Source organism: Novipirellula rosea (genome assembly GCF_039541335.1).
Classification (GTDB): Bacteria; Planctomycetota; Planctomycetia; order Pirellulales; family Pirellulaceae; genus Novipirellula; species Novipirellula rosea.
In genome coordinates, this window is the sequence record NZ_BAABGA010000120.1 from 70,899 (window position 1) to 94,047 (window position 23,149).

At 55.9% G+C, this 23,149-nt stretch carries 16 protein-coding genes; 12 read left to right on the plus strand and 4 right to left on the minus strand.

What is annotated here, in order from left to right; genetic code table 11:
* Window positions 1-265: 265 nt before the first annotated feature.
* Both ABD971_RS32615 and ABD971_RS32620 read left to right on the plus strand, forming a co-directional pair.
* Complete coding sequence (locus ABD971_RS32615) at window positions 266-1,567, plus strand: efflux RND transporter periplasmic adaptor subunit (RefSeq protein ID WP_345327876.1); 1,302 nt, start codon at window positions 266-268, stop codon at window positions 1,565-1,567.
* Between the two features lie 163 nt (window positions 1,568-1,730).
* Window positions 1,731-5,309 (plus strand): efflux RND transporter permease subunit, encoded by a 3,579-nt coding sequence (locus ABD971_RS32620; RefSeq protein WP_345327877.1) that lies wholly within the window; start codon window positions 1,731-1,733, stop codon window positions 5,307-5,309.
* Window positions 5,310-5,533: 224 nt separating this feature from the next.
* Here the strand turns inward: ABD971_RS32620 and ABD971_RS32625 are convergent, their stop codons facing one another.
* Window positions 5,534-6,862, minus strand: coding sequence for a TMEM143 family protein (locus ABD971_RS32625; protein WP_345327878.1), 1,329 nt, complete (start codon window positions 6,860-6,862; stop codon window positions 5,534-5,536).
* Between ABD971_RS32625 and ABD971_RS32630 the strand changes: the two genes are divergently transcribed.
* Window positions 6,846-7,562: an HAD family hydrolase gene (locus tag ABD971_RS32630; RefSeq protein WP_345327879.1), complete on the plus strand. Its 717-nt coding sequence runs from the start codon at window positions 6,846-6,848 to the stop codon at window positions 7,560-7,562. The genes ABD971_RS32625 and ABD971_RS32630 overlap by 17 nt on opposite strands.
* A 230-nt stretch (window positions 7,563-7,792) precedes the next feature.
* On the opposite strand, the gene ABD971_RS32635 is transcribed toward ABD971_RS32630, so the two are convergent.
* Window positions 7,793-8,671, minus strand: a complete 879-nt coding sequence (locus ABD971_RS32635) for a thiazole synthase (protein ID WP_425571406.1) — start codon at window positions 8,669-8,671, stop codon at window positions 7,793-7,795.
* Entirely contained in the window at window positions 8,637-8,810 is a 174-nt protein-coding gene (locus ABD971_RS32640) for a hypothetical protein (RefSeq protein WP_345327880.1), read from the minus strand. Before ABD971_RS32640 ends, ABD971_RS32635 begins: the two co-directional genes overlap by 35 nt.
* Window positions 8,811-8,812: 2 nt before the next feature.
* Between ABD971_RS32640 and ABD971_RS32645 the strand changes: the two genes are divergently transcribed.
* The 4 genes from ABD971_RS32645 to ABD971_RS32660 all read left to right on the plus strand — a co-directional run bounded on the left by ABD971_RS32645 (window position 8,813) and on the right by ABD971_RS32660 (window position 14,780).
* A complete protein-coding gene (locus ABD971_RS32645; protein ID WP_345327881.1) occupies window positions 8,813-11,845 on the plus strand; it encodes a PSD1 and planctomycete cytochrome C domain-containing protein in 3,033 nt (1,010 codons plus the stop codon).
* 70 nt (window positions 11,846-11,915) lie between these two features.
* The gene (locus ABD971_RS32650) at window positions 11,916-13,361 is read left to right on the plus strand and encodes a DUF1501 domain-containing protein (protein ID WP_345327882.1); all 1,446 of its coding nucleotides are present in this window, start codon (window positions 11,916-11,918) and stop codon (window positions 13,359-13,361) included.
* A 67-nt stretch (window positions 13,362-13,428) separates the two neighbouring features.
* Window positions 13,429-14,244 carry an ATP-grasp domain-containing protein gene (locus tag ABD971_RS32655; protein ID WP_345327883.1) on the plus strand — a complete coding sequence of 272 codons (816 nt, stop codon included), beginning with the start codon at window positions 13,429-13,431 and terminating at the stop codon, window positions 14,242-14,244.
* Window positions 14,245-14,390: 146 nt separating this feature from the next.
* Window positions 14,391-14,780, plus strand: coding sequence for a hypothetical protein (locus tag ABD971_RS32660; protein ID WP_345327884.1), 390 nt, complete (start codon window positions 14,391-14,393; stop codon window positions 14,778-14,780).
* 11 nt (window positions 14,781-14,791) lie between these two features.
* Here ABD971_RS32660 and ABD971_RS32665 read toward each other — a convergent pair whose 3' ends face one another.
* Window positions 14,792-18,277: a pyruvate carboxylase gene (locus tag ABD971_RS32665; RefSeq protein WP_339942858.1), complete on the minus strand. Its 3,486-nt coding sequence runs from the start codon at window positions 18,275-18,277 to the stop codon at window positions 14,792-14,794.
* A gap of 289 nt (window positions 18,278-18,566) precedes the next feature.
* Between ABD971_RS32665 and accD the strand changes: the two genes are divergently transcribed.
* From accD to ABD971_RS32690, 5 genes are all read left to right on the plus strand, one after another.
* Window positions 18,567-19,505 carry an acetyl-CoA carboxylase, carboxyltransferase subunit beta gene (accD, locus tag ABD971_RS32670; RefSeq protein WP_339942856.1) on the plus strand — a complete coding sequence of 313 codons (939 nt, stop codon included), beginning with the start codon at window positions 18,567-18,569 and terminating at the stop codon, window positions 19,503-19,505.
* A gap of 95 nt (window positions 19,506-19,600) precedes the next feature.
* Complete coding sequence (locus ABD971_RS32675; RefSeq protein ID WP_339942854.1) at window positions 19,601-20,518, plus strand: serine/threonine protein kinase; 918 nt, start codon at window positions 19,601-19,603, stop codon at window positions 20,516-20,518.
* 281 nt (window positions 20,519-20,799) lie between these two features.
* Window positions 20,800-21,636, plus strand: a complete 837-nt coding sequence (locus ABD971_RS32680) for a hypothetical protein (protein ID WP_339942852.1) — start codon at window positions 20,800-20,802, stop codon at window positions 21,634-21,636.
* Window positions 21,614-21,823 (plus strand): hypothetical protein, encoded by a 210-nt coding sequence (locus tag ABD971_RS32685; RefSeq protein ID WP_339942851.1) that lies wholly within the window; start codon window positions 21,614-21,616, stop codon window positions 21,821-21,823. Before ABD971_RS32680 ends, ABD971_RS32685 begins: the two co-directional genes overlap by 23 nt.
* Window positions 21,824-22,092: 269 nt before the next feature.
* Window positions 22,093-23,127 (plus strand): proline racemase family protein, encoded by a 1,035-nt coding sequence (locus ABD971_RS32690; RefSeq protein ID WP_339942850.1) that lies wholly within the window; start codon window positions 22,093-22,095, stop codon window positions 23,125-23,127.
* The last annotated feature ends 22 nt before the right edge of the window (window positions 23,128-23,149 follow it).

The window sequence follows — 23,149 nt, forward strand, 5'->3', positions numbered from 1 at the left end:
GAGTGGGTAACAATCGTCTCAGCTTATGTGGGTTTGCTGGGGCGTGAGTGCATCTTCTCTCGCGGGTTTAAGTGACAAGCGGCTGTGAAACACTTTCGAGTGTCTCACAGCCGTTTTTTTTTTGCCTGTGCCACGCCGAGGCTTTGGCAAGAAAGTCGACCGCAATCTGGATTGCAAGGTAGGAAACCCGAACTTTGGGGCTTATGATAAGTATGATTCCCGAAGGCTGTCCTCAATCCCCCCTCAAATGCTTCCTGTCGTTTTGATGTCAACATTTCCAACGTCTCTAGGCTATGGTCGACTTCTCATTCCGTCGGCGGTCGTCTCGGCCACCTGGCTGGCGAGTTTACTGATCACCAGCGGCAGCCCTTTGCTCGCGCAAGGCGGCCCGGCCTCGGTGGTGGTCACCGCAGTGGTCGAAAAAGACATCTCGGCGGAACAGTCGTTTGTCGCCAACGTCAAACCATGGCGGGAAAGTACGATTGGCAGTGCGGTCGATGGCCGTGTTCTGGAATTCATGGTCAACGCGGGGGAAGCGGTCACGCAGGGCCAGTCGCTTGCCCAATTGCGAACCAAAACCATTGAGATCGAGATCGCGGGTGCTGAAGCCGAGTTGGCGCTGCGGGAAGCGGAGTTAGCAGAACTAAAAAATGGTTCGCGTCCAGATGAGATCAAGCTAGCCGAAGCGCTGCGGGACGTGGCAAAAGCCAATCACGAATACGCTCGATCCAAAATGGCTCGCGCCGAACGATTGTACAACGAATCCTCGGGGATCTCGGTTGATGAGTTCGAGAGTGATCGAGCGGCGGCCTTGGTGGCCGAGGCGACGATGGCGCAAACTGAAAGCTCGTATCGGTTGGTCGTCGAAGGACCACGGCAGGAACAGATCGCTCAGGCGGCCGCGCGAGTCGACATGCAGACTCAGACGCTCGAAGGACTGCGAGACCGCCGTGAAAAGTACACGTTGAAGTCACCCTTTGACGGGTTTGTCGCGAAGGAGTTAACCGAAACCGGCGCCTGGGTTCGCCAAGGCGATCCCGTCGCGACCATCATCGAAATCGACCCGTTAGAAATCGAAGTCTATGTGCCTGAAGCCAGCATTCGCTTTGTCCGTCCGGGGGATGAGGTGGTCGTTTCGGTGGAAGCGGTTCCCGGGCAAACGTTTCACGGGGTGGTCGACCAAATTGTTCCGTCGGCCGATCCATTAGCCCGCACGTTTCCGGTACGAGTGCGAGTGGAAAACGAAGCGGTGCAGGGGCGTCACCTTCTATTGCCTGGCATGTTGGCCCGAGTCAAATTGCCATCGAGTGAGAAACAAACACGTTTAATGGTCCCCAAAGATGCCATCCAGCTTGGCGGAGCGGCCCCGACGCTGTACCGCGTCGTTGATGGCAAGGCGATGGTGGTACCGGTGGTGATGGGGCCGTCGCAAGGCAGCTGGGTTGCGGTGACGTCATCGGTCCCCGGACAACTCCGTGCGGCCGACCTTGTGGTCATCCGCGGCAACGAACGACTTCGGTCAGGACAAGACGTCAAGATTACGAAGCAACAAGAGGCAACGCCTTAACGATTGATTGGCAATGATCGTGATTGGCAATGATCGCTTGGGCGGAGCGGAAGACAACGGTCGGATTCCGACGTAGCTACCACACTAAACAGCCGTTCGTCCGTCACGAACTGAACGTTTCGTCAACACTCATTTCATCGCTACTGCAAACCGAATCTAACGCATGCATCCCATCGAATCCTGTGTCCGCAATCCAGTCAAAGTCGCCGTCGGTGCGTTGCTGCTGATTCTGTTTGGCGTGATTGCATTGATCGGAATGCCGATGCAACTGACCCCCGAGGTGCAAACGCCGACGTTGACGATCGAAACGCGTTGGCCGGGGGCGAGCCCGCAAGAAATCGAACGCGAGATCATCCAAGAGCAGGAAGAACAGCTAAAGAGTGTCGAAGGGGTCACCAAGATGACCAGCGAATCGATGGACTCGAGTGGCCGTATTGCACTGGAATTCTTTGTCGGCACGAACATGGAAGAGGCGTTGTTGAAGGTCAACAGCCGGTTGCAACAGGTTCCGGAGTATCCCGAAGAAGCCGACCAGCCGGTGATCTCGACCAGCAATTCATCGGACCGTCCGATCGCGTGGTTTATCCTCAGTGCTTTGCAGCCAACACGCGAAGAGATTGAAGCCTTTGCCAACGAGCATCCCGAGCTTCGTGAACCACTGGCCCCCGTGCTTCGCAGCGACAATCCAGGGCTGCGACTGCTGCGTCTTCGTCAAATCGCAAAGGATCATCCGGGCATCGCTCCGCTATTGCCGCCCGATTTGAATGTTCCCGAAATGCGGCGGTTCGCCGAGGACTATATCGAAGCACGACTCGAACGTGTCAACGGCGTCTCCAATGCCAACGTGCTTGGCGGTTTGACCGACGAGATGCAAGTCATCATCGATCCCCAGAAACTAGCCGCCCGCAGCTTGACGATCGACGACGTCCGCCGGGTGCTTCGCAACCAAAACCAAGACACCTCGGGCGGCGATTACTGGGAAGGCAAACGACGCTATGTCGTTCGCACGCTGAATCAATTTCGCAGTGCTGATCAAGTCAAATCGCAAGTGTTGGCGATCCGTGACGGGGCGCCGGTGTTTGTCAGCGATGTGGCCGAAGTCAAATTGGGGTTCAAAAAGCCCGATGGGTTGGTACGCCGTTATGGCGAATCGGCGATCGCGATCAATGCGCTGCGTGAAACCGGTGCGAATGTGCTGGACGTGATGGAGGGGCTGAAAGCAGGCGTCGACGATTTGAATGACGACTTGCTTCGCGCCCGTAAACTGCAACTGCTGCAGGTCTACGACGAAACCGAATACATCTACGCTTCGGTGGGACTGGTGAACCAAAACATCGTGGTTGGCGGAACGCTGACGATGTTGGTGCTGATGCTGTTTTTGCACTTGAACGTGAGGACATTGATCTTTGTGCCGTTGATTGTCGCTAGCACGGTCGCTTCGATGATGTTGAGTCCTTGGTACGGTTTGATCACCTTGGCGTTGATCATCGTAGCGGGGTTCTGGTTCGCTCGCGGTGCTTTGGTTGTCGGGATGGCGATTCCGATTAGTGTGATCGGCACCTTCTTGCTATTGAATCTATGGGGGCGATCGCTGAACGTGATCAGTTTGGCGGGGATGGCGTTCGCCGTCGGCATGTTGGTCGATAATGCCGTAGTGGTACTCGAAAATATCTATCGTCATTACCAAGACGGACGGTCACCGTATGACGCGGCATATCGCGGAACCAAAGAGGTGTGGGGAGCGGTGTTGGCATCGACGTTGACGACGTTGGCGGTGTTTTTGCCGGTCTTGTTTGTCGAAGAGGAAGCGGGCCAATTGTTTCGCGACATCGCATTGGCAATTAGTGCGGCGGTTGGGTTGTCATTGATCGTCAGCATCACGTTGATTCCGACGGTCACGGCGCGGCTATTAACCGAACGGCCTGAGCGATCGAAATCAAAGTTGCAGCCTCAGCGTGCGGCGTACGGACTGCAGCGTGTGTCCGAAAGGATCGTCCAGCCGATTCTGTGGCTCAGTTCGCTGTTTGTTTCGATGGTGGTCGGATCGAACCGAATGATTCAACAGAGTTTGCTGCGGCGGTTAGTATTGATCGCGGTGCTGTTGGCTGCCACGGTGGGGTTGAGCTACGCGTTGTGGCCAAAGGTGGAATATTTGCCGACAGGTAATCGCAACTTGGTGTTCGGTATCATTTTGCCGCCGCCCGGATACAACCTGGATGAACTTTCGAGTCTTGGCGAAACCGTCGAAGAACACTTGAAACCCTATTGGGACATCGATCCGGATGACCCGGCAGCGAAAGATCTGGACTACCCAGCGATCTTTGACTTTTTCTACGTCGCTCGCGGACGACAAGTGTTTTTGGGCGTGCGTTCGGTCGATCCGCAGCGAAGCGGCGAACTGATCCCGTTGATCCAAAGCGTGCGTTCCAAATTGCCCGGTGCGTTTGTGATCGCCAAACAATCGAGTTTGTTTGAGCAAGGATTGACCGCGGGCCGCACGATCGATGTCGAAATCACTGGCCCCGAACTCGAAAAACTGGTTGGGATCGGAGGCCAAGTCCTTGGCCAAGTGATGGGAGGAATGGGCGAACCGGTGATCCCCAGCGCGCAAGCTCGACCAGTGCCTAGTTTGGACCTCAGCAATCCCGAAACTCATGTGCTGCCCTATCTGTTTCAAACCGAACAGATGGGCGTCAACGCGTCGAGTCTGGGGTACGCCGTTAACGCACTGGTCGATGGTGCCTTCGCCAGCGATTATTACATTGGCGGTGACAAGATCGATCTGACGATCGTGGGCAGCCCTGATCAGGCGGGTTCGATTCAGGATCTCGAGTCGTTGCCGATCGCGACGCCAAGTGGTCACTTGGTCCCGCTGAATTCGCTGGCCCGGATCGAATCGTCCAGCGGCCCCGAACAGATCAATCATCGCGAGCGACAGCGGGCAATCACGATCGAAGTGTCGCCGCCACCCGAGATGGCATTGGAGGACGCGTTGCAGCGGATTGAATCGCAAATCATTGATCCGATTCGTGCGTCGGGGCAACTCGATGGCGGTTACCAGATTGCGTTGTCGGGAACCGCTGACAAACTGCGTGATACGTGGTTGGCGCTGCGATGGAATGTGCTGCTGGCGTTGCTGATTACATATCTGTTGATGGCGGCGCTATTTGAGAGTTGGATTTATCCGTTCGTGATCATCATGAGTGTTCCGCTGGGCGCGGTCGGCGGGATCTTGGGACTGCGGATGCTGAGCGTTTACTTGACTTGGCAGGGGCTGCCGCCGCAAGCACTTGATGTGTTGACGATGTTGGGGTTTGTGATCCTGATCGGCACCGTCGTGAACAACGCGATTTTGATCGTGCATCAATCGCTCAACTTAATGCGTGAAGACGGCTTCAGTTCACGCGACGCGATTTTGGAAAGCGTTCGCACGCGGGTGCGTCCGATTCTGATGACCACCGCAACGACGGTACTCGGGTTGTGCCCGTTGGTATTGTTCCCTGGTTCGGGTAGCGAGCTTTACCGCGGTCTGGGCAGCGTTCTGTTGGGCGGATTGCTAGTTTCGACGATTTTTACGTTGGTGTTCGTGCCGACGCTGTTCCGGATCTTCATGGACATCAAGGAGTCGTTCGGGCAAGGCGAGAAACCGAGTCATCCGGATGAGTCATCGAGTGACGACGACGACTCGTTGCAAACGCCTGCCAAGGCTCCGGCACACTCCGCCGCCCATGCGATGAGCTGAGGGGCGCATTTCAGTGGCGGCCTGTTTGTCGTGCGAGACGTTTCACCTCCCCGAAACTTGTTTTGGGGAGGTCAGAGCGAGCGGCAGCAAGCTCTGGGGGGGGCTCGGTGTGTTAGCGGTGGGTCGTGCAAGCACAATGCAACCAACCCTCCCCGGCCGCTATCGCGTCCGACCCTCCCGCACACGGGAGGGTGAATTCCGCGGGGCCTGGAAAATCGACTCTCTCAGCAGCCTCGCGTCTTCATCCTCCAGTTCTCTCCGTCGACTTGTTCGACCAGACCGGCTTGTGACAAGATTTTCAGTGATCGCTCGACTTGAAAATCGACTTCGACACTGACCGCTTCACGAATCATTCGCTCGCAGTGTCGCCGCAGTTTGCGAGAACTCAGCGGCGTGTCGCTTGACAGGATGCCGTAAAGCGCCAGCGTCACCTCGGCTTCACTCTGTTGACGGGCTTGTTGGATCAAACGGTAACCCACACCTGCGTTGGTATCGAGTTTTTGGTAATACAGGTTCTTCGCCAAGTTCAGCAAGTAGCGGTTCTTGGTTTGGAAATAACTCACGACGCTGCGGACGATGTAGCCGATCGAGGCGAAGATCAACCCCGCTAACATCATCGAGGAATAAAGCGTGATGGCGGCAAACAAAAAGATGAAATGAGCCAATTTGCGAAGCGACATCAGGAGCCCTCCCAGACTTGGCACGATGATCTTCACCCGGTCTACTTTGCTGATGCGGACTTGTGTTCCTGGCAACAACATGTCGACGTCTAGCTTGGGAATGTTTTTGAACATCCGCAGGTGCAAGCAGTCCGATGCAAGCTGCTCTTCGGAAACATCATCGTCGTGCAGTTTGAACAGCACCACCATTCGTTGATACACGGGAACTTCGACGGGTTCGCGTTGATACATCGTGCGAAGCCGGCGGCGAAAGCGGGTGCCGACGATGTCGCCTCGTGAATAGACCACTAGCTGATCGAACAGCGTGAAATCGACGTGCAGCGGGACGCCCCATTGGCTTGCCACGCCCACGCACGCTTCGATGTCGGATTGCTGCAGACGGCGATATCCGGCTTCGACCAGCATCCGCTCGCAGAGTTCGATCGTAGGTGCAATGTGAGGATGCGTTGGGGGGGCGTCCAGCGTTTCGTCTTCAGGTGAGCTGGTGTCCGAGTCCTCGGATTCTGTTGAGTCCTCTGCCAACGGGTCGCGATGGTCCGAGTCGGGATCGAGCGCGGAGTACCATTTCGAGAATTCGGTGTGGTACGCCGCACTATTCCGATTGAGTATGCTTTCGACTTGCCCAAACGCTTCGGTAAACACCTGTTGCTGCGAGTCGCTCAATTCGTTTCGCTGGATCAGGTACTCCCGCAGCCGCGACGGTTCCACGGGCAAGTACAGCTCGACGGACCAGTGATCGGGATTGTCCGAGATCAGTCCCGATGCACTCAGTTCACTGATGTCGCCAAACGAACTGCCCAAGGGGCGTGTCGTCGCGCCGTCACGATTGACAGACCACTCGACGAGAAAACGATCAATGAACGAATTTGACACCACGGGCTCCCAGTCGTCCGACGAACACGCCGACGCCGCGCGAAAACCGGTTCGCGGGGTGGCACTCGATATGGACGGGCTGCTGATTGATACCGAACGATTGTACTGGCAAGTGGGCGATACGTTACTGCAGCGGCGAGGATATCGCTACAGCCGTGAATTGCAGGCCCGCATGATGGGCCGCATCGGGGTGTCGGCGATCGCACAAATGATCGAAATGCACGATCTATCGGATTCCGCTGAAGCCCTGCTCGCCGAATCGGATGAACTGTATGGAGCGTTATTGGCCGAGCAACTTCGGCCGATGCCAGGGCTGAGCCAATGGATGGACGCGCTACAGCGATCCGGTTTGCCGTTTGGATTGGCGACCAGCAGTCAACGCAAATTTGTCGACGTGATTTTGCCAACGTTTGATTGGTCCGGTCAACTTGCGTTTGTATTGACCGGCAATGACGTCGTGAATGGGAAACCGCATCCCGAAATGTATTTGACTGCGGCCGAGAAAATGCAGATCCCCGCGTCGGACATGCTGGTTCTCGAAGATAGCGGCAACGGATGTGCTGCGGCATTGGCCGCAGGCGCACAAACGGTCGCCGTGCCAAGCGAGCACACCAAAGACCAATCGTTCAGCGGAGTGATGTTGATCGCCGATTCGTTGTTGGACCCGAGATTGTACGAGTTGATCGACACTTCACGATAGTTGTAGCGGAAGTCGTCAACGGCTTTCGGGTAGCGGAAGTCGTCAAGACTTTCGGCAGTGCTGGCGAATTCCAGCGAGCGGCAGCAAGCTCTGGGTGAGGCACCGGCGTGTTAGCAGTGGATCGTGCAAGCACAGTGCAACCAACCCTCCCCGGCCGCATACGCGTCCGACCCTCCCGCACACGGGAGGGTGAATGCGTTGCCGGCCTGCAGGCAAGATGACGTTTCCGCTTACTGGCCACTCAGCGGCGCGGATCCGTAGGGGCGTGTGCTGATGACACCCTCTTCAGGACTGCTGGCGGTTCCGTAAAGTCGCTTGGGAATACGACCAGCCAAATACGCGTCGCGGCCCGCGATCGAAGCATGCTTCATCGCTCGTGCCATCCGAATCGGATCACGAGCATGCGCAATTGCCGTGTTCAACAGCACGCCGTCGGCCCCCAGCTCAAACGCTTCGCTGACGTCGCTGGCGGTGCCCACGCCGGCATCGATGATGACGGGATAATCGGGATCGTCTTCCTTCAAATATTCCAGGATGATCCGCAGGTTGTTGGGATTCAGCAGCCCTTGGCCGCTGCCGATCGGACTGCCCGCCGGCATCACGCTGGCGGCTCCGACGGCTTTCAGACGCTGGGCCGTGACGGGACAATCGCTGGTGTAACAGAGGACTTTGAATCCCTCTTTGCTCAGTTCCTCACACGCGGCCAGCGTTTCCGATGGATCCGGCAACAGCGTCTTGCTATCGCCGAGCACTTCCAACTTGACCCAATCGGCGCCGGCATTATTGAGCGAACGCAGGATTTCGCGGCCGAGTTTCGCGGCTCGAATCGCGTCCTTAGCCGTGTAGCAACCCGCCGTATTGGGCAGCAAAATGTATCGATCCAGGTCAAGAAAATCGAGGATGTTTTGCCCCATCCGGTCATACAGTCGCTCGCGACGCACCGCGACGGTCACGCAATCGCTGCCCGAAGCCATCAGCGAGTCCCGCATTTGCGGCATCGAGTCGTAGCGACCGGTCCCCACGATCAGACGGCTCTTTAATTGATGGCCGCCAACAACCAATCCAGGATCTTCGTCAATCACTTGGGGCGTGGATTCCGTGGTAGACAATGCGAAAGCTCAACAGAATGTAGGTAAAATGGAGTGACACTTTGAAGGTAACTGCAAGGATACCAAATCGCCCCGCCTGCTGGCGAGCGGCCCCAATCGTCAACACGCGACGAAGCGTATGGCTTCGACTATGATACATCCATGAAGTCCCACCCCTCCCCCCACCTTGTTCACCGCGTCCTGCTTGCTCTGATTTGCAGCATCGTTGGTGCTCCCGCCTGTCTGAACGCCGACGATGAAATCTCGTTCAATCGAGATGTCCGTCCCGTGCTGGCGTCGCAGTGTTTTGCTTGTCACGGCCCCGATGAGGAGCATCGCGAAGCCGATTTGCGGCTCGACGTCGACGAAGCCGCAATCGAACACGGAGTGATCGAACCAGGCGATCCGGACGCCAGCGAATTGGTGCGGCGACTGTTCTCTTCCGACGAAGACGAGGTCATGCCGCCTCCGCACGCAGGGACGCTCAAACCTGAACAGAAACAACTGCTTCGCGATTGGGTGCAAAGCGGCGCGAAGTACGATAAACACTGGGCCTTCACCCCGCCGACGCGGCCCGCGGTGCCGACCGTGACAGAATCTGATTGGGCCAGAAACGCAATCGACGCCTTCGTGCTGGACCGTTTGACTCGCGAAGGACTTTCGCCCTCGCCCGAAGCTGACCGGATGACGTTGGTGCGTCGGTTGTACATCGATTTGATCGGACTGCCGCCGACACCGGAGCAAGCAGACGCATTTGTTTCCTCGACCGATCCGCATGCTTACGAAGCTTTGGTCGACGAACTTCTGCAATCGCCTCGCTATGGTGAACACTGGGCTCTGCCTTGGCTGGATCTCGCTCGCTACGCCGACACCAACGGCTACGAGAAAGATCGTGAGCGGTCGATTTGGCCTTATCGAGATTGGGTGATCCGGGCGCTCAACGAAGACATGCCCTACGACGAGTTTTCGATCAAACAGTTAGCTGGCGATTTGTTGCCTGGCAAAAGTCCCGATGATTTGATCGCGACCGGATTTCATCGCAACACGATGCTCAATGAAGAAGGCGGAATCGATCCGCTTGAGTATCGTTACCTCGCCATGGTCGATCGCGTGGCAACAACCGGCATCGTCTGGCTCGGTTTGACCACGGGGTGTGCGCAGTGCCACACGCATAAGTTCGATCCGATCACGCACACCGATTACTTTCGTTTGATGGCGCTGTTGAACAATGCCGACGAACCCGACTTTGCGATCCCTGATCCCACAGTGGCACAACAGCGACGCGAAACGCTCGATCAAATCGAGCGACTCAAATCCCAGTTAGCGGACGCCTTTCCGGTCGGCGAAGATGAATCGGCAACTTTTGAAAGTGAATTCGCCAAATGGATTCGCAGTCAAGAAACGGTCGCGACGCCATGGCAAATCATCACGCCGACCGAGATGAAATCCAATTTGCCGCGGCTCGAGCCACTCGATGACGGCAGCGTCTTTGCCAGCGGCGACACCACCAAGCGTGACCAGTACGAGTTGACATTCACGATTCAGCAAAGCGACTTGCCGATCACGGCCATTCGCCTCGAAGCATTGCCCGATGATCGGCTGCCCGAGCGTGGTCCCGGGCTGGCGTTCTACGAAGGCCGCAAGGGCGATTTTTTCTTGAGCGAATTGAATGCGACGCTCGGCGATGCCCCGTTGAGTTTTGGCGAGGTCTCGCACAATTACCACACCACCAACGACGGCAATCCCAAGGTCCGTCCCGACAACGTTTTTGATGGCGATGGATCGACGGGCTGGCAACCCGGTAATCACAAAGGCGAGCGGTTGCATCTGGTGATGAATCTGCAGCAACCAATCGAAACGACCGGCGATCTTCGCGTCAAGTTGCTGTTTGAACGACATTATGTCGCAAGTTTGGGGCGTTTTCGCTTTGCAATCACCCAAAAGCCAGGAGCGGTTGCGAGCCAACTGTCCGAGGCCGCTGAAATGATTCTCGCCTCATCGGAGGACGACAAAGAACAAAGCGAAATGCTGCGACGCGAGTTTCTGCGAACAACTCCGCTATTGGCCGAGGCACGCAAACCGATCGATGCATTGCGAGCGAAGTTGCCAGAGCCAACGACAACGTTGGTGATGCAAGAGCGCCCGGCGGATCATCCTCGTCCCACTTTTCGTCATCATCGCGGCGAGTACCTCAGTCCGAAAGAGCAAGTGAGTCCGGGGATGTTGAGCGTGTTCGTTGAGGACGAGGATCGCTCGCCTGAAAATCGACTCGAGATGGCCCGCTGGCTCGTCAGTGACGCCAATCCCTTGATCGCCCGGGTGACCGTCAACCGTGCGTGGCGGTCACTGTTCGGTGCCGGTTTGGTGCGGTCCAGCGATGATTTTGGCGTCCAATCCGAACCGCCGACGCATCCCGAATTGCTCGATTGGTTGAGCGTCGAACTGGTTGAAAATGGTTGGTCGATCAAACAGCTGCATAAATTGATTGTGATGAGCGAGACCTATCGTCAAGATTCCAAAGGGACAGCCGAACTTGTCCGCATGGATCCCGATAATCGTCTGCTCGCCCGCGGTGCACGCTACCGCGTCAATGGCGAAACGGTTCGCGACATCATGCTCAGGGGATCGGGATTGCTGTCGGAAAAAATGTACGGTCCAGGCGTATTTCCGCCGCAGCCTCCGAGTGTGACGGAGTTGGCGTATGGCAATTTTAAATGGAACACTGCCAACGACGCTGATCGCTATCGCCGCTCGATCTATACGTTCAAAAAGCGGACCGCGGCGTTTGCTGCCTACACCGTGTTTGATGCTCCGACCGGCGAAGAGTGCATCCCGCAGCGAAACCGCAGCAACACGCCGCTGCAGGCGCTGACGGTGTTGAATGACGAAATGTATTTTGAGATGGCCCGAGCATTGGCAAAACAGGCGTTGGCAAAACAGGCCGATGAAGATGCGAATGATTCGCCTGCGGAAATCGCGACGTCGATGTTCCGCCGAATACTGACGCGGCCTCCCACGGCCGACGAATTGGAGTTGTTAACGGCATACTTCGACACTCAAAAGCAACGGCTGGTTTCCGGAGATCTTGCTGTGGCGGAGATTGGCGACGACAAAAACGCCACCGCCGACTTCGCGGCTTGGTCGATGGTCGCTCGAGTGATCATGAACTTAGACGAAGCCGTCACTCGCCCCTGACCGAACGCTCGATCAATCAATCGATCTTTTTTCGAGCCACTGCACCGCTTGGCTTCCTATGGTGAAAGCAATGAATTCTCACACACAACCCGATCCAACCCGCCGCCATTTTTTTCAGGATTGTGGTGTCGGACTTGGCAAAATGGCATTGGCGTCGCTGATCGCAGGCGGTGCGAAGCATGCTCTGGCGGGGCAATATGACGCGTCGCAACCGAGTTCGGTGCGTCCGACTCACTTTCCTGCCAAAGCAAAACGGGTGATCTTTTTGTTCATGGCCGGAGCACCCAGCCAGCTTGATCTGTTTGACAATAAACCCAAACTGGCCGAACTCGCCGGCCAGCCGATCCCACCGTCGGTGATCGGTAACCAACGTTACGCGTTTATCCAGCCGGATGCGGCGGTGCTGGGGCCGCAGTTCCCGTTTGCCAAATATGGCGAAAGCGGGGCCGAGCTGTCGGATCGCTTGCCCTATTTGTCCAAAGTCGTCGATGACATTTCGTTCGTGAAATCCTGCACGACCGATCTGTTTAATCACGCCCCGGCGCAGTTGTTGTTCAATACCGGCAATCAGTTGCCGGGACGACCGAGCATGGGGGCTTGGTTGAGCTACGGGCTGGGCAGCGAAGCGAACGATCTGCCCTCGTTTGTGGTTCTGAAAAGTGGCGGCAACCTGAGTGGCGGAGCGGCGATGTGGGGCAGCGGTTTCTTGCCCGGTTCGCACCAGGGCGTTCCCTTTCGTGAGTCGGGTGATCCGATTTTAAATGTCACCAACCCAACCGGTTTCGACACCCAGGCTCAGCGTGACTCGCTCGATTTGATTCGCAAGATGAATCAGAAACGCCAATCGGTCGTGTTTGATCCTGAGATTGAAACCCGGATTCGCTCGTACGAGATGGCGTATCGAATGCAAACGCGGGCTCCTGAGTTGATGGATTTTGATAGCGAGTCGGCTGAGACGCTTGCGATGTATGGTGCCGATCCGGGTAATGCGTCCAAGTCGTTTGCCAACAACTGCTTGCTCGCTCGCCGTTTGGCGGAGCGAGGCGTTCGGTTTATCCAGGTCTATCATTCGGGATGGGACCACCACAGCAACGTCGCGGGCGGTTTGAAATCGCAATGTGCCGCGACCGATCAGGGCTGTGCCGCGTTGATCCAGGATTTGAAGCAGCGAGGATTGCTGGACGAAACGTTGGTCGTCTGGGGCGGCGAGTTTGGCCGAACACCGATGGTCGAATCGAGTGCCGCGTTGGGACGCAGCATGGGACGCGACCATCATCCGCAAGCGTTCACGATGTGGTTTTCCGGCGGCGGAATCAAACCAGGAATCACACTCGGCGCGACCGACGAACTCGGATTCAACATCACCGAGCGGCCCGTGCATGTGCATGACATCCAAGCCACGATTCTGCACTGCCTAGGGCTGGATCATCAACGGCTGAGCGTCAATTTCCGCGGCCTGAACGTCAAGCTGACCGGCGTCGAAGAGTACCACGTCGTCAAGGAATTGTTGGCGTAGCGGATCTTGCCAAAGATCCCGCGTGCAGGATGTTTAGCGAAACGTTTTTTCTTGCTATCGTGGTTGGATGAAATGGACCGATCAATTGCGACTGGCGACCTGCCGATTACAGCGAAAGCCGTCGGTGCTCTTTTCACGCAAAGACGACTGGAACCAGGCGATCGCCGAGACGCTTACAAATTACGGCCCGTTCTGCTACGACTTTTCCGAGATCGATGTCCGGCGGTTTGATCTGCTCTTTCCGCTGACGATTCGCGACGAAAAGTATTTCAACCTGCACCACCGATCGCTACATGGGAAAAAGGCGATCGTGCCGACCACCGATGTGATCGACTTGTGCGAAGACAAACCGGCTTTGATTCAGCGATTGACCCAGCTTGGGTTCGGCGAGCACATGCCAGCGACAGGAGGGCGGTTTGATTATCCGTATGTTTTGAAGAAGCGAGTCTCTGGATTCGGTGACGGCACCTTCATCATTCATAACTCAAACGAGGAGCGTCAATTTCAGTCGCTATTGGAGGCTGAAACGCATTTCACTCAGGAGCACATTGACGGGCACGAAGAGTATGCCACTCACGTGATCATGACGAAGGGACGCATCGTATTTAGCCGCACATGTAAATATTTCTTTCCACCGGGAGCTTATATAAAAGGGCGGAATTGCAGGGCGATGAAGCGTGAAACGCTCGAGCATTCTGCTTACCTTGGCCTGTTTGCAGAAATGTTGCGAGCGATCGACTACGAAGGCGTCTGTTGTCTGGACTACAAGCTGCAGGGTGAGGGCATAAAGTTGCTGGAAATCAATTCACGTTTTGGCGCGACGATGGCATTGTTCATCAACGAGGCACTGCCAGCCTACGAGTCAGCCGTTAGAGAGTACTGATGTTCGCTAAGAGAGACTGCTGATTTAGTACGGTTTCGCAGCCAGGAAAGCCATTCAGATAAAACAAAATGGGTCGGACGGGGTAAAATGCGGATCTCATACTCGCCTCAACCGTCCCAGGTACAACTACGAAGACCGATTGATAGATGCGTTTTGCCCCCTACCTTGCACCGTTTTCGGATCACCCCGTGTTGCAGCGACGGGTGCGACATGTCCTTGAGCGACTGCCCGCCGAAGTGCAACGAGATTTTTTAGACGACCATCGTTTCCAGGTCACGATTGATAATTATCAACCGGGGGTGGGCTGGTCGTTCTTAATGCCGGCCCCAGGGCATGCCGGAAGTACCAGTCGCTGCGTAGTACTACGCTTGAAACTGGCCGATGCGCATGAACCGTTTGCGTGGTATGTGATCGCGCACGAATTCGCTCACGCCTATCTTCGCAATGGTGGTTGGGGCGAGATCACCGACATCGAAGAAGCGGCGGATGCCATGGCTGCATCGTGGGGCTTCGAGCGACCGAAGCCCCAAGGTTGAATCCGCTGCGGCTACTTAACCGTGATCGTCGCTAACAAATCGCCGGCTTCGACTTGCGTGCCTGCAGGCGTTTGGATGCTGGCGATCGTTCCGCTGACCGGTGCGTTGATGGTGGTTTCCATCTTCATCGCTTCAAGCACCATCAACTTCTGGCCCTCTTTGACTTTGTCGCCTTCGGCTGCAGCGACGGTGATTACCATCCCTGGCATGCTGGCAGCGACTTGGCCAGGATCGTTGGCGTCGGCTTTGACCGCCGCTTTGACTTTCGGTTCGAGCGATTTGTCGAGGATCGACACTTCGCGTGGTTGTCCGTTGAGTTCAAAGAAAACGGTACGCGTGCCATCGGGATGAGGCACTCCGACGGCAAGGAATTTGACGATCAACCGTTTACCGGGTTCGATATCGACCGCAATTTCTTCGCCCGGTTCTTGTCCGTAGAAAAAGTTGGGGGTCGGAATGTGGTCGACGTCGCCATAGGTGTTGCGGTGTTTGGCAAAGTCCTCGAATACCTTCGGGTACAGCAGATGCGTGACTGCGGCGCGGTCGTTTTCGGGATCACCGGTCAACTTGGCTGCGGCGGCCCGAGCGGCAGCGACGTCGGCGTCAGGCATCGAATCACCAGGCCGGTTGAGGACCGGTTTCTGATCGCCCAAGATGATCTTGATGATTTCGTCGGGGAATCCACCTGGCGGTTGCCCCATCCGTCCGCCGATCAAATCAATCACGCTGGCGGGATAGGCCAGCGATTTGTCGGCGGTCAAAACGTCTTCGGCGGACATCTCATTGGCGACCAAGAACAATGCCATGTCGCCGACCGCTTTACTGGTCGGAGTGACTTTGACGATGTCACCAAACAAGCGATTCACGCCGGCATAAGCTTTACATACTTCGGCCCAGCGATCCGATAGCCCCAGTGCACGAGCTTGTTGATACAAATTGGTGTATTGTCCACCCGGCATCTCGTGTTCGTAGAGGTCGCCGGTGGCGGGCAACACGCTGCTTTCAAACGGCAGATAAAATTCGCGTGCGGCTTGCCAATACGTTGCCAATTGCGTCAACGCTTCGGTCGATAACGAGGACTCGCGATCGGTATCGCGAAGCGCTTCGACCAACGTGTTCAAGTTGACTTGGCTCGTTCCACCGGAAAGCGGCGCGAGTGCTGCATCGGCAATTTGCAAACCTTCGCCGGCGGCGGCCAGGATCGTTGCCGCTTGGATGCCTGCGGTGTCATGCGTGTGGAAATGGATCGGGATGCTGATTTCTTCACGCAAAGCACGGATCAACTGGACCGCCGCAGCCGGTTTGCAAAGCCCGGCCATGTCCTTGATCGCCAACAAGTGGGCGCCGCGTTTCTCGAGTTGTTTGGCCAGGTCGACATAGTATTTAATGTCGTACTTGGTGCGACGCGGGTTTTGCAGGTCGCCGGTGTAACAGATCGAAGCTTCGCAAATTCCGCCTTCGGCCAACACGGCGTCCATCGCGACGTTCATGTTTTCGAGCCAATTGAGTGCATCGAAAACACGGAAAACGTCCATCCCCGCTTGCACGGCTTCGCGTACAAACAAGCGGACAACGTTATCGGGATAGTTCGTGTAGCCCACCGCGTTACTGGCTCGTAGCAACATCTGCGTCAAAATATTGGGAACCTGTTCACGCAGGTCAGCGAGCCGTTGCCACGGAGACTCGTTCAAAAATCGCATCGTGGTATCGAAAGTTGCTCCGCCCCACATCTCCAGCGAGAACAGTTGAGGCGTCAGCTGTGCGTACGCCGGCGCGATTTGTAACATGTCAAACGTTCGCACCCGGGTGGCCAACAGCGATTGATGAGCGTCACGCATTGTGGTGTCGGTGAACAACAACCCTTTTTGGTTTTGAACCCATTTGACAAGTCCCTCGGCACCTTCGCGGCGAAAAATATCCTTGGTGCCTTCGGGCAATTGTTTGCCGGGTAGCTCACTTAGCTTTTTCAGTGCCGGAACCGGAGCGGGGTCGCGACGCGTTGCGACGGGGCGTCCGACGACAAGCGGGTTACCGTTGACGATCGTTTCACCGAGAAACGCCAACAACTTACTCGCTCGGTCACGGCGACGCGGCAATTCGAACAGTGACGGCGTTTGGTCGATCAAACGGGTCGTGGCTTCGCCGGCTAAGAAAGCCGGATAGTTGATCATCTTGATCAGAAACGGAATGTTCGTCTTTACGCCACGAATACGGAACTCGTGTAAGCAGCGATTCATGCGTGATGCGGCCGAGGCCAGCGAGGGAGCTCGCGCGGTGACTTTGACCAACATCGAATCGTAAAACGGGTTGACCACCGCACCGCTAAATGCACTGCCGGCATCCAAGCGAATGCCCAGCCCGGCTGCACTGCGGTAATGACTGATGCGGCCGTAATCGGGACGAAATTGGTTGCTTGGGTCTTCGGTCGTTACACGGCACTGCATCGCAAAGCCGCTGGTTCGAATCGCGTCCTGCGACGCCAACCCGACCTCATCGCTTTCCAGCGGATAGCCTTGGGCGACCAAGATTTGGCTGCGAACAATATCGATTCCCGTGACTTCTTCGGTCACGGTGTGTTCGACTTGGATACGTGGATTGACTTCGATAAAGAAGAACTGCTTCGCATCGACGTCGTACAGAAACTCGACGGTGCCGGCATTTTCGTAGCCGCTGGTACCATCGCCGACGGCGCGTCCGATCTTGATTGCCGCTTCGCACATCGCTTGGCGGACATCGGCGCTCAAGTTGGGTGCCGGCGCGATTTCGACGACCTTTTGATGACGCCGCTGAACACTACAGTCACGTTCCCAGAGGTGGACCAGGTTGTTGTGTCGATCGCCTAGCAATTGGACTTCGATGTGACGGGCTCGCTTGACGAACCGCTCGACAAAGACTTCGTCGCTGCCGAACGCGGTTTTGGCTTCACGCTGAGCCGCTTCGAGTGCCGCCGGTAATTCGTCTGCGGCATTGACGACACGCATTCCGCGTCCGCCGCCCCCTTTGGACGCTTTTAGGATGACGGGGTAGCCCATCGAGTTGGCGATTTCGAGTGCTTCATCGACACCCGAGAGAGCTTCGTTCTTGCCACCCAATACTGGCACCTGGGCTGCCTCGGCGATCTTTCGTGCGGCGGTTTTGTCCCCGAGTTGTTCGAGCGAATTGACGCTGGGGCCGACAAACAAGATGCCGGCGTTTTCGAGTGCTCGCGCGAACTCGGGGTTTTCGGACAAGAACCCATAACCGGGATGGACCGCATCGACATCATGCTTTTTGCACAGATCGACGATCGCTTCGATGTTCAAGTACGAGCGAATCGGTTCGCCAGGCTCGCCGATCTGGTAGGCCTCGTCCGCCTTGAAGCGGTGCAGTGCATAACGATCTTCGTGTGAATAAATCGCAACCGTGCGAATCCCAAGTTCCGTTGCACTGCGGAAGACTCGGGTCGCAATTTCGCTGCGATTGGCGACAAGAAGTTTTCGTACCGGTCGAATCGTCATGATCGTGTCGTCGAAAGAAGAGGAAGGGGGGCGGGTTTGGACTCAATTATCTGCATCAGCCAATTTTTCACCCTCTTTTCCAAGCGGTGCGTTTGGAGCGTCAAGTTGAGTTGACTGCAATTTAGCGAAACCGAGACTTGGGGTCATGAGGGGTGTGGGGGCCGAGTCCCGCATTCGACTGCAAGCAACTAGAATTTGAGGGAGCACAAATTGAAAAAATCGGCTAAGGTGAACGTTCGATTCCGACTTTGAAATTGTTGATCCCCAAGACAGTATGGTCCGAAATAGCATGGCAAGCGTTGATTCGACCCCTTCCAAGACCGATGAACCCAACTCTTCGGTGACTTCTGCCCCGTCGCAATCCGAAGGGATTTTGGCTGCGGATGCTTCAACCGGCCAAGAGAGTGTGGACAAGGCGGCACCGCCAAAAAAACGGGGGGTCCCCGAAGGATTGTGGGTGAAATGCCCCGGTTGTGGTGCCTCGGTCTATAAGAAAGAGGTCGCCCAGCGGCTAAACGTCTGCCCCAAGTGCGAGTACCATTTTTACGTTTCGGCAACGGAACGGATCGCTCAGGTCTTGGACGAAGGAACGTTCGAACCGATGAATGAGCATCTGCGGCCATCGGACCCGCTGGAGTTTTCGGATCGACGCAAGTATGCCGATCGGCTGGTTTCCGAACAAAAACGGACCGGGCTTAGCGATGCCGTACTGACCGGCACCGGCATGGTGCGTGCTCGCCGAGTCGCGTTTGCGGTCACCGACAGCGCGTTCATTATGGGCAGTATGGGGTCGGTGGTCGGTGAGCGATTGACCCGGTTGATCGAATTTGCGACCGAGCATGATCTGCCGCTGATCATCATCAGTGCTAGTGGTGGGGGGGCTCGGATGCACGAAGGGATCCTTTCGCTGATGCAAATGGCCAAAGTGTCCGCAGCGTTAGCGCGTTATGACGAAGCGGGCGGGTTGTTTGTCAGTGTCCTCACGAACCCCACTATGGGCGGGGTTGCCGCCAGTTTTGCCTCGTTAGGAGATTTGGTTTTTGCGGAGCCGAAAGCGTTGATTGGATTTGCCGGGCCGCGAACAATTAAAGCGACCATCGGAATCGAGTTACCCGAAGGTTTCCAGACGAGCGAATTTCTGTTAGAGCACGGCTACATTGACCGAATTGTGCCACGAAAATCGCTAAAAACGGAGATTGCTCGCGCAATCGACTATTGTGGAAAGTAGGTTTTCAAAGGAAGCGGCCGGTCGACCCAAAGACGGCATCTTCGAAACCGACAGCGCTTTTTCTTTTCTCCTGTTTCCAAATGCTCGCGTGACCTATGGGGCTATTTGATTCGCTCAAGGCTAAATTCAATTCCGGTTCCAGTGGCGTAGCAAAGGCCAATGTCAAAGCCAACGCGCGAATTAACGTCGAGCTGCGTTTTGACCGGATGCGAACGAGTGCCACGGGGACGATGAGTAATTTCTTCGTCGCCAACGATCGCGAGCACAAACGCACCGTCGGCGTCAAATTGCTTGACATTGAGAAAATGGAGCAATTCGAAGCACGCTTCAAAGGGCTGAAAAAGCCGAGCGAGGGAGAGATTGCATTGGGGATGAGGCATCCCAACGTGGTCGAGACCTACGAAGCGGGGCTGACCAGCAAGGGCCAACCCATTTTGGTGATGGAATACGTCGAAGGGCCCAGTTTGCAGCATGTGATCGTCAACCGCCAAGAAGCAAACCTCAAAGGAAAGCGGATGGGGTTGATTCGCCAGATGGCCGAAGCGATTCGTTACGTGCATTCACGCGGCTTCATTCATCGTGATATCTGCCCCCGCAATTTCATTTGTTTCCCCGATTTCAGCGGTTTAAAGCTCATCGATTTTGGCTTGACGGTGCCCGCGACGCGTCACTTCATGGCGCCGGGAAACCGCACGGGGACGCCGCTTTATATGTCGCCAGAAATTGTGCGGCGTCGATCCACCGATTTTCGCGTCGACATTTTTTCGTTCGGAATCACTTGTTACTGCCTGTGCTGTTTCGAGCATCCATGGCAGGGGGATGTGGTGAACGGAAAGGCAGCACTGCATCACGATACCTCCCCACCAAAGGATCTGTTGGAGCGGTGCCCTGAGGTAGAGCCGCGACTGTCGCGGGCGATCATGGGAGCATTGCAGCCGAACGTCGAGAAGCGAACGGCAAGCATGGATCAGTTCCTGCAGGCGATCAAATCGCTCGAAGGACTTGATTATTAGGCCTGCGGGGGGATGAGGTCGCATCGTAAAAAACGGCATAAACCGCCCCTGCTGTTAAACCACGTCTGGTTTGCCTGTTTTAACAACGTTTTCGTTGACACTCTATTTATGGGCTAACTATACTTCACTGGTCGAGTCAAGCGAGCCTGTCGCTTCTCGTACACCAGAGCGTGCCAGCGTTGATGAATTGACTTTTGGGCAATTCACCCGCCTATCGTGTCGCTGGATCTCTTTTTTGTCGGGGATCTCTTGTCGGTCGGAACGTATACGGAATTTTCGCAATGACCCTACTCGGGAAGTCGTTCTCAGTCATCATCCTCATCCTCAGCTTGACCTTTATGGTTTTGGCTTTGGCGGTTAACGCATCGCACCGCAATTGGCGGGACGTCGTGACAGGCCCAGGTGGACTGAAAGAACAAATTCAAGATTATGAATCAACCAACGAGCAGCTTCGGGATACGCAGCAACGCGTCGAAGCCGCCTTGGCTCGTGAACAAGCCGCGCGTCGAACCGCGTTGGGCGCGTTGACGACTCAGTTGGACCAATTGAAAGACCAGTTGCAAAAGCGGGAAGAGAGCTATCAACAAAAAGAAGCTCAGAACACCGTCTTTGCTCAAACCGATCGCAGCCGCGCCTTACAGCTCGAAGAGTTGACGGCGGAAGCGAATCGCTTGCGACAACAGATCCGCAAAGAACAAGAAGACCGCGACACTCTGTTTACGCAAACGCTGAAATTAACCGACCAAATGAACAAGTTACGCGGGATTGTCCAGATCCAAAGTGAGCGTAACGATCAATTGATGGCCCAGGTGACCCGCTATAAAGAGGTCGTCGATTCCAAAGGGATCGATATCAACGAACCTCTTGATGGATCGCCGCCGGATCGCAATGGCACCGTGTTGGTGATTAACCGTCCCAAGAAATTGATCGAAGTTTCGATTGGATACGATGATGGGCTGCGATCAGGTCATCATCTCGAAGTCAGTCGACAGGGCCGCTATCTTGGCAAGGTCCGTGTGTTGAAAATTGAACCCGAACGAGCGGTCGCGGAAATCCTACCCGACTTCAGCCAAGGCACTATCCAGGAGGGCGATCGTGTCGACACTACCCTCGACTGAGAAACCACGTAAACAACCTCCGAGTGTTTACACCGTCATTTTGATCCTTGCGATGCTGTTTATGCTCGTTGCGGTGATCGCCATGTACGTGGAACTGAGCCGCTGGGCTCCCGATTATTACCGCACCAACAGCGCACAACCCGGCGCGATGGTTGTGCCCGTCAACAGTTCGGCGACGTTTGCCTAACGCAGTTAGGCGATTTCTCTATGAAAATGCCAGCGACGTTGGTGCTGAAGCGGCTGGCTTTTATTGTCGACGGCACCGCGGACGATCGCGGGTCGGTGGCGGCGATAATGATTTCACGCCCTGGAGACTTGTGGGCCGATCATTTTGTTGCAAACATAGTTGCTTAGCTATTGCATTTTGCTTTGCTTCACTCTCGGGCACGCATGATCCTTCATGGGCCGCGAGGATGGTCTGAAACCTCTTATTGTTTGCCATACAATATCACTCTCATGAAAGTCTCTGCTCCGAAAATCGAGCGTATCTCGACGGTTGATTCTCACACCTGCGGCGAACCCACACGGACGATTGTTTCGGGAGGCCCCGATCTTGGCAAAGGGACGCTGATGCAGCGTCAGCAACGTTTTGCCAAAGAATTTGATCACTATCGCACTGCGGTGATCAACGAACCGCGAGGCAGTGACGTGTTAGTGGGGGCTTTGTTGTGCAAGCCCACCAATCCCGAGTTCGCGGGCGCAGTCATCTTCTTTAACAACACTGGTTATTTGGGGATGTGTGGCCACGGCGCGATTGGCGTGGCGGCGACGCTTGCCTATTTAGGCCGCATCGGCCCAGGCTTCCATCAACTCGAAACGTCGGTGGGCGTGATCGGTTTCGAGTTGGATGAAGACATGCACCGCGTCACAATCGAAAATGTTCCGAGCTATCGCTATCGCAAGGCGGTTGCGGTCGAGGTTCCCGGATTCGGCCAAGTCGTAGGCGATATCGCGTGGGGAGGCAATTGGTTCTTTTTGGTTCGCAGCGAGTCGGCTCAGATTCGTCCACAGCATCTCGACGAATTGTTGGTGTTCACCAAAGCGATTCGCAAGGCCTTGGAAGACCAAGCCATCACCGGACATGGTGGCAAAGTGATTGATCATATCGAGTTGTATTGTGATTCAGGGACCAGCGATGGTCGCAACTTCGTGCTTTGTCCCGGCGGCCAATGGGATCGATCACCCTGTGGCACCGGCACCAGCGCCAAGGTGGCTTGTTTGGCTGCCGATGGCGAGCTTGCCCCCGGGAAACGGTGGCACCAAGAAAGCATCATTGGCACCTATTTTGAAGCCAACTATCGCGTGGCAAGTGATCAAGAAATCAAGCAGCTCGGCAACATCGGGCTCGATCCCAAGCAAACCGTGGACGAGTCAGTGTCAGCCAGCACGGGGATCATCGTGCCGAGTGTCACGGGGGAAGCTTCGGTGACCGCCGAGAGCCAATTGTTGCTCGACCCGGACGATGCGTTTCGGTACGGGATCCCGGTCTGAGCGTGCTTGTAGACCCGCCGAA